This window comes from Pirellulales bacterium (genome assembly GCA_019694435.1).
Lineage (GTDB): Bacteria > Planctomycetota > Planctomycetia > Pirellulales > JAEUIK01 > JAIBBZ01.
On the sequence record JAIBBZ010000003.1, the window covers coordinates 47928 to 63834 of the forward strand.

Here is a 15907-nt window from a genome sequence, read left to right on the forward strand (position 1 = left end):
CAGAAACATGTCGCACGAAGCGCAGCCGTTCAGGCACCCGCGGCGTCGGGGCAGGCCGCGGGGCGCCGTACCTTCGCTCGCCCGTCGGCGCTTTCGTTGACTTGCATGGCACGTGCGTCCATCGCGTCAGTGCGCCGCCGCTCGTGACGTCCACTCTACGGCCACGTGACCGCTGCCATGAACCGCGAAACCCCGATTTTGCCACAGTCCGCCCAAGCGGCTCGACGCTTGACGACCAAGGCCCTGCGCAACAAGGAGTCCGCTCGTGACCCGAAATCAATCCATCTGCCGCATTCTGATCGCCGTTTGTCTCGCTACCTCGAGTCGAACCGCCTCGGCCGCCACGATCGGCTACTGGCGATTTGAAAACGGCACGCCGAACACGACGGTTACCGCGGCCATCGACAGCGGCCCCTACGGCATCTCGCTGTTCCCGTCTTCGACGCCTACCTATCGGACCGACTCGCCGGGCTTAGGCAGCAGGTCGGTCGAGTTTGACGGTTCCGACGGCCTGAGCGCGGCCGACGACAATCGCCTCGACTTCGGCGCCACGGACAGCTTTACCGTGGAGCTGTTCTTCCAGACGACGACGACCGCCGAGCGCGGCCTGATGCAGAAACAGCAGGGCTTCTCCGGCACGCAGCTCTATCAGATCTTTATGGACCATGGCAACGTGTACTTCGACATCCGCGACAACTCGACGAGTCATCTCACCCGGACCACGAGCCCGTTGGACTACAATGACGGTCAATGGCATCACGTGGCCGGTGTGCGCGACGTGGCGGCCGATGAAATCCGGTTGTACGTCGATGGGCAATTCGTCGACTCCGCCACCGACATCACGACAGGCTCGCTGGCCAACAGCGGAACGCTCTGGCTCGGCGTCGGGAACACGGGCAGCTCCGCTTACACGTTCCCGGGCAAGCTCGACGAGTTTCGCATTTCGAACGTAGCCCTGCTGCCGAGCCAGTTTCTCAACGCTCAGCCGGTGCCCGAACCGAGCACGATTTCGCTCGCTGCGGCCGGCGCTTGTCTGTTGTCAGTGTTTGTCTGTGGCAAGCCAAGAAGGCGGCGGGCAAATCCAGGCGCGCCGGCCCCGGTCACGGTGCCCAGGGCGAAGGCGGCTCTTCGTCGGACCGATCGGTCAGATCAATAAAGATGTCGTTGATGAGCCAGTCGAGCGCCTCGCCACCGAGCAACGTGTCGATGTCCGCTTCGGCGAACATCGTCGTACCGGGCATGAGGAAGTAATCGCCGTTGTCGCGATCGTCCGTGCCTGCACCGGACAAGTTTGCCACCCGTTCGGCAAGCGAACGCGACGAGGTCCATTCGGCGCGGATGGCATCGAGGGCGGCAAGATCGTTGTCGAACGCCGTTGGACCGGCGATCAGCAGGTCTTCGCCGGGGCCACCGTCGAGCCGATCGGCGCCGAGGCCGCCAATCAGCAGGTCTCGTCCGAGCCCGCCCCGCAGAGTATCGGCGCCGTCGTAGCCGACGAGGATATCGTCATCAGCGCCGCCATCGAGCAGATCGCGCCCCCGGCCGCCCAGCAAGGTGTCGGCCCCCTGGCCGCCGTAGAGCTCGGCCGTCTTGCCCTGAAGACTCGTGCTCCACAGCACGTCGTCGCCGCCCAGGCCATAGCCGATTACCCTGCCATTGATGCCGGTGAACGTTTCGAATGTCAGTGCCAACTGCCCGTCGAGGGCAAAGGCCATCACGCTGACCTGCGTGCCGCGACCGGAGAAGCCAAAGGCGTCGTTGCCCTCGGTGCCGCCGTAGTACAAGTCAAACACGCCTGGTCGATTGGGATTCGCCTGCCGCGAGAATCGGCTGACGTTCACCGCGTGGCTCGCCGGTGCGCTTTGGGCGCCGTCCTTGTCCTGGGCCGTGACGGTCGGTGTAAGCAAACCGACATTCGAGAACGTGTGAACCACGGTTGATCCCGACGGTCCGGACACCGTCTCATCGACCGACCCGTCGCCGTCCCAATCGATCTCGAAGGTGAAGCCGGCGACCTGATCGTCGGTCGAAGGATCGCTCGCCGCGAGCGTGAAGGTGCGCGGCTGGCCCGGCACCGCAACGCTCGGCCCCGTCAGCGTCGCCGAGGGAGCAACGCTGTGGACGATCAGCTCAAATTCGAGCACGTCGGTAATCACGCCGTCGTAAGTGACCGTGATCGTCACCGTCTGCGACTCGACGGGACCATCGCCGGTGTTCCACGACCAGCTCCAGTGGCCGTCGCCGAGGTCAACCACCGTGCCGATCGACGCGCCCAACACGGCCGTGACATCCTGCGCGAGCGTGCCCGAATTGACCGCCAGGGCACCCTCGTCGACCTGCACGACGCCCTGATCGGCCGCGAGCGGCGCGACCACGTCGATCACGATCTGATTCGTCGCGGCCCCGCCATTAGCGTCGTCCGCTTCGTACTCCAACACCTCGCGGCCAACCTGGTTCGCCGGCGCGACGTACCGGAAGGTATGGCCGTCGATGCGGAGCAGCTCGCCGACGTGGGGAGCAGACAGCAGCCCGACGCTCAGATCGTCGCCGTCGACGTCGAAATCGTTGGCAAGTGGACTGATTTCGACTTCCGCACCCGCAAGCACGACGAGGTGATCGATCGCGGTCGTGACCGCGTCGTTGACCGGGGCCACGGTGAGCTGAAACTGCTCCAGGGTCGTCGCCCCCGCGGAATCGACCGCCTGGATTGTGACCGTCGCGCTGCCATGAGCATGCGCGGCCGGGTGAAAATCGATCAGGAACTGGCCGTCGCTCGCACCCGGCCGCACGACGATCGCGCCCGCCGGTAGCAGGGCGTCGTTATCGGCGAACACGTCGAGGGTGATGCCGCCGGGTCCGGTCATTTGCCGCTCGATCGACAAGGCCAGGTCGGTCAGACTCGCATCCTCGTAGAGGAATTGATCGTGAATCGAGGATACCAAGGGCGGCAGCGGAATCGCGCGGATCGCGTCGAGCATTTCCTGGTCGGTCCGCCCGTCCTCGGCAAGCACCTCGCTGCTGGGACGAAGGCCCAGCGCCACTTCGTACAAGTCGTGCGCGATCTTGCCGTTCTCGAGCACCTTGGCCTCGGTGACGAACCGGGCCATTTCCGCCGAATCGTGGGCCAGCGCCGCCAAGGCGCGCTGGTTCTGATCGGCGGCCGCGATCACCTGGCTTACGTCGTCGATGATCTCAGCGAGCCGATCGAGATGGAGCTGCAGGTTGTAGTTGCGGCTGAACTCATCAGCCAGAGCAGCCGCATCGAGCACGATCGTGCGAATCTGCGCCGCATCGCCGAGGTCGAGCTGGCCGCGCAGCACCTGCTTGCCGATCGCGGCAAACGTCGCCTCGCTGAAGTAATTGGCCAACGCGTGGTCTTCGAGCGGCACGCCCGCCAACCCCGCCAGCACGGCTTCGATCTCGATCACGGTCGTGTTCAGGTTGTTCTCGCCGACGAATACGGGACCGGCCAGCGGGTTGCCGGCGCGCGCTTCGTGAAAATGGTCGAACGAGCTGAGGTCGATCGACGAATCGATACCGAAAGCCTGCTTGACCAGGGTTGCGCTCTCTTCCGGGCTCAGCGTGCCGCCTTCGGCCGCGGCGGCGATCCACAGATCGAGCTGCGCCGCGTCGCGCGCGTCGATGACACCATCTTGGTCGAGGTCCAGCGCCGGATCGTACGGCGAGGTGCCCAGCAGCTCGAGATAGCGGGTCCGATCGTTGGCGTCGACCAGCTGGTCGCCGTCGAGATCGGCGCGCGTCGTATCGACCGGGAGCAGGTCGATCGCTTCTTCCAGCGACGTGAAAGCCGTGGCGTTTCCCCGGCCGCCGTGTGGAATCGACTGATCGTCGGTCTCTGCGATGCCCGTGCTCGCGTCTACGCCTCCCTGCACGCGGATTTCGCCCGTGTTCAGGTCGAGCCCGTCGGGCAGGAACAGGTCATAGTTCCCCTCGAAGTCGGTCAGGGCCCACGGTTCGTCGTCGTCCAACTGCAGATTGTTGTTCGCGTCGAACCAGACCGTCGCGCCGGCGATGGGGCCGGTCACCACGCGCCCGCGTAAATCGCTGCCGCTGAAGCCGCTGGCATTGAGCTTGAACTTGGCCAGTTGGAACGTCGCCAGGCGCGCCTCGTAGACGCGGGCCTTGTAGAACAGCAGGTTGACGTTGACCTCGGCGCCGAGGAAGGCGTCGACCGTGCCATTGAGCTCGAACAGATCGAGCGGGCTCGTGGCCAGGGTCTTCGCCAGGTAACTGCCGCGCACCTTGCCGTCGGCCAACCCGGCGCGCTCGCCCTCGTCGACGATGTCGAACCCAACCTTGCCCTGCACGCCGCCTTTGACAAAGCCGCTGGCGATCCCGACGTCGATGCCCAGGCCCGCGGCGACCGTCGCATTGATGCTCAGCTCGTTCTTCTCGGCGCCCCCCTTGGTCCAGTCGTCGAAATACAGACCGTCGAACACCAGGTAAGCCTTGTCCGGCGCGTAGTCGGCCTTGGCCCATTCCTCGATGCCGAACGTGTCGAAGCCCATCGACAGATCGGTGCCGACCGTGAAGCTGCCCTGCAGCTTGCCGGCGAGGGGCCCCCAGATCGAGAAGCTCTTGTCGATGGCGAACGTGAAATTGAAATCCGGAATGTCGTACTTCACCAGGTCGACGTTCTGTTCGCCCATGATCAGCGACAGGACCGTCCCCGGCTCGAACAACTTCAGCTCCAGGCCTTCCAGCTGTTTGACCGCGTTGTACTTGTCGCGCAGCGAACCGAAGCGTTGCGCCTGGGCGGCGACGTTCGTCGCGGTCGTGTTCGGCAGCCGCGCCGTGGCGGGCGGCAGGCTGTTGGTGCGCGGCGCGTTGCGCGTGCGCGAGGCCGCGTTGGCCGGGTCGTCGCTGGCGGCCAGGAAATCCGTCAGCGAAAAATCGCCGAACGTGAGCAAGGCGCTTTCGCTGGTCAGGCTGCTGGTCAGAAGGTCGATGGCGCGCGTCAGCTTTGTCAGCTGCTCGGCAAACTTGATGGCCTTGTCGATGCGCTCCGCGTTGGCCGCACCGCCGGTGTTGAGCTTCTTGGCAATCTCGAGCAAGGAAATGCCCGGCTTGCCGTCGCTTTCGAACTGCCCCGCCAGACCCAAGTATCCCAACAACTTGGTATCGGCATTGAGCGCCTGCACGATCGGCTTGATCGGCCGGAGCACTTCATCGGTCGCCTTCAGGATCGGCGCGAGATAGTTCCCCAGGAACGAGCCCAGATCGACGGCCACGGAGTTGAAGTTGACGCTGAAACCCGTGTCGCTCGTGTCTTGCGCGTTGCCATAGTTGAACAGCGGCAGATTGACGGCCAGGTCGAACTGGACCGCGGGCAGCGCCGTGTTGCCGTTGATGCTGGTCTTAGTCTGGAGACCCAGGTTGATGTCGCCCTGGAAGCTATAGGTAAACAGCTCCGCGGCCACTCCCTGGGCGCGGTCGGCCAGGCTGCTGGAACGCGAAAACGACGCGGACCGCGGGCTCTTGTTGGCCTCGTTGAACACCCGCAGCTCGTCGAGCGTCAATCGATCTCCGTCGTTGAGCTGTTCGACGATCTTGCCCGCGGCCACGAGCTTTTGATACTCGTTGACCACGCGCTGCTGCTCGGCCGGGTTGAGCGTTTGCCCGGCGCGCAGCTTTTGAACCTCGGCCACGACACCGGAGAAGGCCGTGGGGTCGGCATTGTCGATCGCCAGCACCAGCCGTGCCCGGTCGGTGAAGGCCAATCGCGTGCTTTGCACGGCGACAGGTTCCAGCTCGCGCCCCTTGACGTCGAGGGTCAGGATCCCGTTGCGATCCAGATCGACAAATCGCTTGCCGTCGACCGTCAGCACGTTGTACAGGTTGCCGTCGAAGGTGATCGTCTGGAACAAGCCATCCGAGCTCGACACGACGGCCGCCTGCCCCAGCGACACGAATTCCTTCGACTTGCCGGCCTGCGGCTCCCCGGCGTCGCGCACGCCGTCGCCGTCGACGTCGAGATAGCGATTGCCGCCGTCGGTAAGCAGGCGAAATTCGCGCGCCGTGGTGATCTGCGACGAGTTGAAGGTCGCGTCGTTATTGAAGTCGAGAAACTTCCGCCCGTTCGCGTCGGTCGCGAAGACGTCGACCGACAACAAGAACGAGTCGAACCCATAGGACACGAACGCCTCGCCCGATTCGAGCTTGCCGCTGCGGTTCGCGTCGTAGTAGGCCAGGCTGGTTCCTTGGACGTATTTGCCCTCGCCGTCCTGCCGGATATCGCCCTCGATGACCAGGCTCTCGTTCTTGTCGAGCTTCTTGCGCAGCGTGTTGCTGATCTGCTCGCCCGCATCGGCGACGCCGTTCTGGTTGACGTCGAGGAAGTATTCGAGGCTGGCGCCGGTCCCCTTGCTGAGGATCTTGAGCTCCGCGAAATTCGTCGCGTCGGCGGGCGTGAAGTAGACCTCGCTCGCGTCTTTTTCCTTCGTCGTCAGCGAAGTCCAGGGGACGTTGAACGGATCGATCTTGCGACGGGCGATGTCGAGCTCGCCGTCGCGATTGGCATCCACATAGACGATCGGCTGGTAGAAGCCATTGGTCCGCAGCCGATACACGCCCTCTTGCTTGGTCGATTGGGCCTCGTCGAGCGAGTTCTTCTTGGCGCCGACCTGGTTCCAATTGGCCTTGATCGCCGGCGACCAGACGGGGTCGCCCGACAACTGCGCGAGCGAGGGGAACGTATCGACCCGGCCCGCGCCGCCGATGTTCGTCCACGGCTCGATCACCGTCAGCGAACTGGTGACGGGCTGACCGTTGCGCAAGTCGATGCGACCGTCGCCGTTGTTGTCGACGCCGATATTCCAGCCGTAGGATTTCTCGGCCAGCAACCCGTTGCCGTTGATGTCGAAGAACCGGACGGTGTTGACGTTGTCGAGATCCTTGAGCCGGATCCTCGCCGTGAGATCGAGCTCGGTACGGTTCTGCGCATTGTCGACGAAGTCCAGTTGCAGGCCGCCGATCGAGCCCTGGCCGGTGAACAAGTTGGCCGGGTTCGTCGCCGTCACGCCGGTGCCGGTCAGAAACAGGCGGGCCCCCAGGTCGATGCCCGTCACGCCGGTGTCGAGATAAAAGCCGAACTGTTTGTTCCAGCCGAAGCCGATTACGATGCTCAGCGCCAGGTCGACCTGGGCCTTGCCGGTCGTGGTAAACCGCAAACCGAGCGCGTCGAGCCCCAAGTCGGCCGACAAATCGAGTTGCGCGACGTGAATCACCTTGTCGAAGGTCATCACGATGTTCACGTCGTTGTCCGTGGCTTTGGGCGTCACGACGACGCGATCGAAAGCGCCGCTGCTCACCAGGGGGCTCAGTGCGCTTTCGGCCAGCGATTTGAATTTCGAAACCGTCAGCTCGTTTTCCGACGACAGCGCCTTCTTCAAGGGGCGCCGGAAATCCTCGAACAGACCCAGGCCGCCGCTGGTCGCCGCCAACGACGCCGCCGGGCCGGCCACGGCCACGAGCGTGTCGAGCGTGGACGTCACGTTCGTCGTCGCGCCGTTGGCCCCGTTGATGCCCGGCAAATCGCCGATCGACCCCAACAGCGGTAGCTTCATGCCGTTGAGGCTGTCGTTGAGCATGTCGAGCCCTTCGTCGAGTCCGTCCAGGGTTTCTCCTACGTCGAGCATCGTGTCGAGAATGTGCACCTCTTGCACCGGGACCTGCAGCGCGTGCCAGCGCGGATCGCTGCTGCTGACCTGGTAGGAGATCAGGTCGCGGTGCCATTCGCCCGGCTCGGCCACGTCGTCTTCGAGCGCGCGAAGCGTGAGCTTCTGCAGCTCGAACCAGTTGCCCGGCAGGAACGTCAGCGTCGTCGTCGACCGGGACAGCGTGCTGTTCGTGGGCGCCAACACGACGCTCCGCACCACGCCGTCGAGATTCACGGTGAACGAAAACGCGCCGCTGGCATCGCTCACCAACCGGCTGACCACCAGCCTTTGGAACGTGTTCCAGGTGCCTTCGAGCGGGTTCCCCGCGGAATCGACGTCGTTGACGCCGGGAATCGTGAACACGGCCTGCGCGCTGCCGCCGCCGCCATTGCTCAGGGTCAAGGTCGAAGTCGCCGCGGCGTTGCCGAACGCGACGCTCGAGCGCCGCGCGTCGAACACCGCCGTATACCCTTGATCGGTGAAGTTCAACGAGACGAAGATCAGCTCCAACTCGCTCTGCAGTTGCGCCTCGTTCAACACGTAGCTGGTTTGCCCGATCGATCCGGTGCCGGGCACCACGGGATCGACGAACTCGATGCCGCCCCCCGGCGTCAGCGTGATCTGGACCGGCAGCGAGGGCTCCGCGGTGAGCGAGACCTCGAACGTCACCTCGCCGCCTTCGGCCACGGTCGCATAGTTGCGCCGCGTGATGACCTGCACGCCCGGCACGTCGTCGTCGTAGATGGACAACGTGCCCTTGACGCGCGCCGGATCCAGATTGGCTGGGTCGGCGGCGCTGGTGCCTTGCTTGTCGGGCGCCAGCGGCAAGGTGTACCCGGTTCCCGGCAGCAGCGTGATTTCGATGTCTTCGGATTGCACGCGCCCGGTGAATTCGTTGCTCCCCCGCGCGACGGCCGCGGCCGCCACGACGGCCTGGTCGCTGGTAATGCTGACCGGCACTGTCCCGGCATATTCCGTGCGCGTTCCGCCGCTCGGTACCGAGTAGGTCCCCAGCGCCAGGTCGACGTCGACCGCGATCACCAGGCTGAGCACCTGGCCGGGCGCCACCTCGGCCCGGATGATCGTGCCCTGTTTCAGGCGGAAGGTCGCATCGAGCGGCGCGACGGGGTCGGCGACCGCGGGATTCGCGCCCAGTCGCACCTCGTATCCGGACGCGGTCGCCGTCAGGCCGCGCAGCACCAGCGGCAAATCCTCGACCAGCTTGTCGTCGACCGGGAGAATGCCGATGTTCGCTTGCACGTCGCCCGGCGCAACGCGCACCCAGCCCATGCCGGTGGCCGTATCGAAACCGTCGGCCACAACCGTGTAGTCATGCAGCGTCGAACGGTCGCTGCCCTGGGTCGCGCGACCACCGCTCACGCGGAAGTTCACGCGCAGGCCCGGGTCGCCCGCTTCGGCCGGAGCCGGCGCATTCAACCGCACGGCAAAATAGCTGGGCTGGCTGAACACCTCCGAAGCCGTGGGGCCCGGCAGCACCTCGGCCACGGGCACGTCGTTGTCCTTGATCGAAATCGCCAAGGGCGCCAGCGCAATCTGCTCATACGCGCGATCGGCGTCGTTGAAGACCAGGTCGAACAGCGTTTGCGTGCTGGTCAGCCCGGTATCGGCCAGCCGCAAGTAGTATTCGCCCTGGGCCAGGCCGTTGAGCGCGAGGGTCGTGTAGGCCCTGGCGGTGATGAAGCCGTTGTTGCTGACGGCGCCGGTCACGACGCCGGCGGCCACGAAGGTCGTGCCGTCGCTCTTATACAACGTCAGCTCGGGGAGATCGGTGGTGTTATCTCCGGTAGTCAGCAACTGAATCTGCGTGAGCTGCGTGCCGACCTTGTCGAGCGTGAACCGGAACCACCGTGGGCCTGCGAGCGACGGGTCGGCGTTGCCGACGGGCGGCAGCGTCAGATTCTTCCAGCGCAACCCGCCGGCGACGCTGCCCAGGTCATAGGCCAGGGCCGCGGTCGACGTATCGACCACGGGAGGCCCGTTGAACACCTGGCCCGTCTCGATGGCGAAGCTCAGCCGGCTGTCGTGGAAATATTCGACGACGCCGTCATCGACGGCCGACACCTGGACCAGTTGCGGCACGTTCCAATTGGTCGCCGTGAAGGTCAACGTGGCGGGGCCGCCGGCGCGCTGCCCGTTGACTTGCACCTGGTCGTTGGCCGGCGTCATCACCACGCGGACCTGCCCCAGCGGTTGCGACTGGAGCGCTACGCTGAACACATTGGTCCGGCCGTCGACCGTGGTGCGCGGTCCGGTCACGGTCACGCCTAGCGTGTCGTTGTCGACGTTCACGGCGTTGAATGCGCGCGACGGCAAGGCCCGGTAGGCTTCGTCATCGCTCGAGACGCTGGCGATCAATCGGTACGGCACCCATTTGCGCGTGGTCGCCGTCTCGCGCGACTCGTCGATCTGATTGTCGACGCCCTTGAGCCAGAAGTTACGCGCTACGTTCCAGTTGTCCGGCGTAAAGACGACTTTGATCTTTTCTTCGCCGGGCTTGGCCAGATCGAGATAGACGAGCCCGTTGGTCGCGTCCGACGTGGCCAGCCAGACGGTAACGTCGGACTTGGGCCGGGTGCGCAATTGCACCGTGAACGGCACAGCGGGGCCCGCCGCGACTTCGTAGGTGTACGCCGTCGACGAGTCGGCCGAACCGCTGGGCCCGTTGACCGTGAGCGCGGCGACGTTGACGTCGAAGATCGGCAACTGAACGCTCGAGACGCCGCCCACCTGCGCTGCCGGTCGATAGCCGGGCCGGTCGACGATCGTCGCTTCGGCCACCAGGGGCGTAAACGTCGGCGAGTCCTGGGTGTTGTTGTCGATGAACGTGGCCCGGATGATGGCCGACGTCTGCCCCGCGGGAATCCGCACTTCCTGCGGGCTGGGGCCGCCCGTGTCGATCGTGAAATTCGTGCCGTAAACGGCCGTGCCGCGCTGGTAATCGAGCCCGACGACCAGGTCGTAGCTCAACGCGCTCGCCAGCGTGACGCGGTACGCGTCGAAAGTCTGGCCCTCGGGGCGGGCCGAAGTGGGAATCGCCTGCAACGACACGATCGGCGCCGACGGTTCGTCGTTCGTGTTCACCGTGCCCGGCGTGACGAAGTTGCCGCGATCGAGGTTGATCACGTTGAAACGCAGTACCCGGCCCTGGTAATTCGGGTCCGCGCTGCTGGCGGTCGCGGTGAGCGTGTAGTTGATATCGCCGTCGACCGTCGCGTCGTCCAAGGGAATCACGCGCACCAACTGAAACTGCTGCCAGTTGTCGGGCGTAAATACCAGGCTGGTCACCGCCAGTTGCCCCTCGGTCAGATCGCCGCTGGCCAATTGCAGCGTGACCGGCGCCGTGGGCTGCGAGTCGAGCCGCAGTGCCACCTGGTTGACGTCGATCTGCTTCGCTCGTTGCCCGATCTCGCCAAAGATCAAATCATACTTGTTGCGAGCGCTGTTATTCTGTGCGCTGACTTCGATCGTGTAGTCCCCGTCGGACCAGCCGGTCAGCGAAATCGTCTCCTGGTTGGCATCGGTCCATTGCGTGGCGAGCAAGGTCGTGCCGGCATAGAACCGCAGGCCGAGATTGCCGTCGGTCGGCACGTTCGACATCGTGATCGAGCCGGGCCTGCCGCTGCTAGTGTCGAGCGTGAACCGGTAGAAGTCCACGTCGCCGGACAGGATCGACAAATCGTTGATGCGCGTGCCCGGCTGGGCCACGCCCAGGTAGGTCGGGGTGATGACCGTCTCGTTCGCTTCCGGCTCGCTGGGATTGACGAGCGTGCGGAACTTGAGCGTGTAAGGCGCGGCCAGCACCCCGGCGGCCGGACCGCGCACACGCACGAAATACTGACCATCGGCCAGGCTGCGCAGATCGTGATACTGGTTTTCCGTCGCACTGGCGCGCGTCACCAGGACGTTGCCGCTCGCATCGAGGATGTCGAACCCCAAGAGCTTTGTCGGGTCGAACGTCGGCATGCGATAGAGCACAGCCAAGTGATCGGGGCGTCCCAGCGCGCTATCGAGCCGGAACGAGTAGTAATCCTGGTCCGCACTATCGTCGATCCGCTGCGAGGCGACCGTGCTGTCGTCGAACACCGTGCCGAGCGCGTAGGCCGTGGCCAGCGTGTTGTTCGGCTCGGTGGCAGGCACCGGCGCAGGCACGGTTTCGGCCGTGACGAGCGGAGCATACGTCGACGAATACGTTGTGACGAGCGAACTCGTCGTGATCGCGTAGGGCGCCGTCGGCGCACTGGTCATCACGACTTCGTAGTCGTAGGCCACGCCAACGGCGCCGCCGGGATTGGACAAAATGCTCGATAAGCTCGGGGCCGCCGACAGGATCAGTTGGTACGTACCCGCCGGCAGGCCACCCAGCGACCACTCGAAGGTGGTGTCGCCGGTGATCGTCGGTGACAAGGGCGCCGCCAGGCTGCCGCCGGTGATGCGGGTACCGGTTCCGGTCGTCGTGGCAAACATCGTCGCCAGGTTGACGACGTTCACGGCGTCGCCGCCCGATTGCACCGTGCGCACCTGCCGCAATCCGGCGGTGGCGCTCGGCAGCAGCGTGACGCGAATGCGGGCCGACGCATCGGCCACCGTGGGCAGTGTGAATTGAATCGTATCGCGGTCGAAAGTCCCGTTGTAATACGATGCCAGGCCGCCGGTGTACGTGAAGCCGGGCACGTCATAGGTGCCCGCGCGATCGATCAGCGGTCCCGCCGAATCGCCGGCGTTGTAGCGCGTGGCGGGGTCCTCGTTGAAGATATAGCCGGGTCGTGAGAGCGATTTGGCCGCGGGCACGTCGACGAACGACGGATTGGCGATCGAGATTCCGGCGACGTCGTCGTCCAAGATCTGCAGCGTGGCTTGCGATTGCGCGCCCACCGTGTAGGCCAGGCTGTTCGACAGCCGCACGGTGACCGTCTCGTTGCCCTCGACGCGCGGATCGTCGATGGGCAATACGGCCAGCTCGGCGCGAATCTCGCCCGCCTCGACGTGCACGACGCCCGAGAGCGTCCGGTAGTCGGCGCCGGCGGTGGCAATCGCGCCGCCGGCCGCCGCGATCACCGTGTAGAAGACGTCCAGCCCGCCCTCGGGTGCCGCCGTATTGAGCAGCACCTGAATGGTGCCGGCCTGATCGTCCTGTTCGGCCACGTTGCGCGCGGTCTTCACACTGACCGTGGGGGTGATCGCCGCCAGGTCGGTCAGGTTGCCTTCGCCCACGTCGGCGCGGGTCGGCGTGACCAGTGTGTACGGAATCGAAAGCGGTTGGGGCACATAGTTCGTGCCGGTATATCCCAGGCCGGAAATGGTGAAGGTGCCGTCACGCGTCACGCCCGACAGTGTGACCTGCTGCGGCACATCCCAGTTGTCCGGCGTAAAGAACAGGGTCCGTGCCTCGTTGGCGCCGTAATCGAACGTCGCCCATACGCCCGAGTCGAGCAACAGGGGGACATGCTCGGGCACGCTCGTCGGGTAGTCCGGTTCGCTGCTCAGGCGGACCTGGAATGTTGCGTTGCCGGTCCTGGGATCGACATATAACGGGTTGGCCGCGGTCACCGGCCGTCCCGATGCGTCGCTGACGACTGCGCCCTGCCGGTAAGCGCCGCTGTCGGCGATCGAGAGCGTGGCCATGGTCGTCGAGCCGAGCGTGTAGTCTTGTCCGCCGGCGACGCCCTCGAAGCTCGACGTCGACAACGCGATTTGAATCGACTCGGCCTGCTCCGCGATGGCATCGGGCCGGGCGAGAAAATAGATGCGCCCGGTCTGCTCCTTGTCGGGGATGATGATGCCCTTTTGTTCCGTGAAGGGGTCGTTCGACACCTTGCGGAAAGTCGAGCCGAGATAGTCGGTCCCCCACAGGGCCGTGCCGCCCGTGACGTTGTAAGTCACCCACAGCCCGAGCGGGTTGTCGACCGGCCGGTCGAGCCGGACGTCGACATACCCGATTTGTGGCGCGGCGTTCTCGATGCGCATGGCGCGCGACAGCCCCAGGGCGTTGCCGACCGGGGACGAGTCGTACTCGATGCGCCCCTCGTCGGCCGGCTGCTCGAAGGTCCAGTACCCGGCCAGCCCCGGTTCGGTGCCCGTCAAAGGTGTCAGCATCGATTCTTGGAGATCGGCCTGCGTGCGTGCGAGGTTCCAGACCCGGATTTCGTCGATCGCACCGGCGCCCCCCGCGGCGGGCAACAGCGAGCTGTTCAAGAAGTTCAGGTTCACCGGCTCGACGAGCTTCAGATTCAAGAAGGCCGGCGCCGCGTCGGGCACTTCGGCCACGCTCACGCCATTAACGAACAGTTGCAGCCGGGCCCCGTTGAAAACGACGGCCACGTGGTTCCACGCATCGGCGTTCAGCACGTCGGGCGCGGTCACGTCGAAGTTGGTCTCCGGCACGCTCACGCCGTTGCGGCTCAACGTCATGCGCAACCCGGTGTTGCCCACGCGCAGGAGCTGATAGGCTCCGCCATAGTTCCAGATCACGCCGTCGGTGAGGCCCGGTTTCGGATAGACCCAGGACTCCATGGTGAACTGCCCTGCGGTCGCCAGCCCCAGGGGTGCCGTCAGGTTGCCGTACGCGTTCGTGCCGCGCGACGTGTCGATGGCCTGGCCGAAGCCGGCGATGGTCGTGCCGTAACCGAAGCCCTCGGCCAGATGGACCACGCTGTCCAGGGTCACGCGCGGCAAGACGTGGTTGAACGTGACGGTGTAGCCCGTGCCCGGCGCCGCAGGCAGCGAGGCCAGCGCGAGCGAATAGCTGCCTCCGGGTGAGCCATTCAGGTCAAACCGAATCGAGTTCGTTGCCGCGTCGAACGTCGCTGGCAGGCTGGTGCCTCCGGCGCGCGTTAAGGTCGCCGTGAGCAAGGTGTTCGCCGCCGCGCCGGCCGGCAACTGCACGACGACCTGCGAACCATTCGAGCCGCGCGAGGGCAGCGTGAAGTCGTACACGTCGCTGTCCGCCGAGGCGCCCAGAGCGCTGCCGGGCTCGTAATAGCTGCGCAACAAGCCCGACACCGACGTGCTGGGGCGAGCGCCGCCAATGACGCCCAGACTTTGGCCCGACGGTCCCGAGCGGAAGTAATCGGCCTCGGTCAAATCGGTCGCCGCCGCCACGACGGGATAGCTCTCGACAAAAAACTGGTACCCGGTGCCACCTTGCAGCTCGGGCGAGTTGAACGTGAGCGTGTGCGTGCCGGCGGCCTCGTTGGTTCGGGTCCACGTCAAGCGATTGTCGCTTACGGCCGGAGCCAGCGAGTAGGTGCTGGTGCTCAAGACCGGATTGCCGATCGTGCTCGCGCCGGCATCAGCCACGAGCGTGGCAAACATCACTCCGCCGCTGGTCGCCAGGTCATAGCGCAGCTCTTCGTGCGGATCGTTCAAATAGGTGCCCGCCGCGGCCGAACCTTCGATCCGGCCGGCGGCGTAACTGGTCCGACCGGCAGCGACGGTGCCCATCGCGATCACGGCCGGATCGCTGCCCAGCGGCTTGGTGATATCGGGCGCGCCCGGCTCGTTCGGAAAATCCTGCAGCACAGCCTCGTAGGTGTACGAAACGCCCGTGCTGCCATTGCCCAACAGCAGACCAAAGAGCACGGGCGTGCTCCCCAACACCAGGTCGTACGCGCCGGCCCCGAGGCCGTTGAGCGAGAACTCGATCGTGTCGTTCGCGACCGCCGTGGCCCCATAAGTGCCGGAGCCATCGACGCGAGCCAGGCTGGTGAAAGGCGCCAACAGGTCGCCCAGACCGAGGCGGGAAAACAGGTTTCCGCCGCTGGCGCTCGTCGTCACCAGCGCCTGGCCATTGGCGCCCGACGGCGTGAGCTTGACGCGAATCTTTCCCGACGCATTGCCGCTCTCGGCCAGTTGAAAGCGAATCTGGTCGTAGTCGAAGTTGCCCGAAAACGTCGATTGCAGGCCGCCGATGATCGTGACCGCCGGCCGATCGAACGTCCCCAGAGTGCCCGCGTCCAATTGGCTCACCGAGGTGTCGAACCGGCCCGCGCCTTCGTCGATCAAGCTCGCCGCGGCGAGCAACTGGCGAATTTCGAGTTGCTCCGTGCGAAGGGTTTGGCGCCGGCGGTGCGAGGAGGCGTTTCGCGGTCGGCCGCGATGCTGCGCGCAAGATCGATGGCGTGACCGCATTTCTTCACCTCCAGGCCGGTTGCGCTCCTCGTGGTCCGGTCACCAGTTGGTCGACGGCGGACACTCACGTGGGCGAATTG

2 protein-coding genes are annotated in these 15907 nt (G+C 65.2%); one reads left to right on the top strand and one right to left on the bottom strand.

Annotated features, from left to right (window positions below; genetic code table 11):
- Positions 1-265: 265 nt before the first annotated feature.
- The gene (locus K1X74_04135; GenBank protein MBX7165519.1) at positions 266-1156 is read left to right on the top strand and encodes a LamG domain-containing protein; all 891 of its coding nucleotides are present in this window, start codon (positions 266-268) and stop codon (positions 1154-1156) included.
- Here K1X74_04135 and K1X74_04140 read toward each other — a convergent pair.
- Positions 1101-15719 carry a hypothetical protein gene (locus K1X74_04140; protein MBX7165520.1) on the bottom strand — a complete coding sequence of 4873 codons (14619 nt, stop codon included), beginning with the start codon at positions 15717-15719 and terminating at the stop codon, positions 1101-1103. The two genes, K1X74_04135 and K1X74_04140, sit on opposite strands and share 56 nt — an antisense overlap.
- Between the last annotated feature and the right edge of the window lie 188 nt (positions 15720-15907).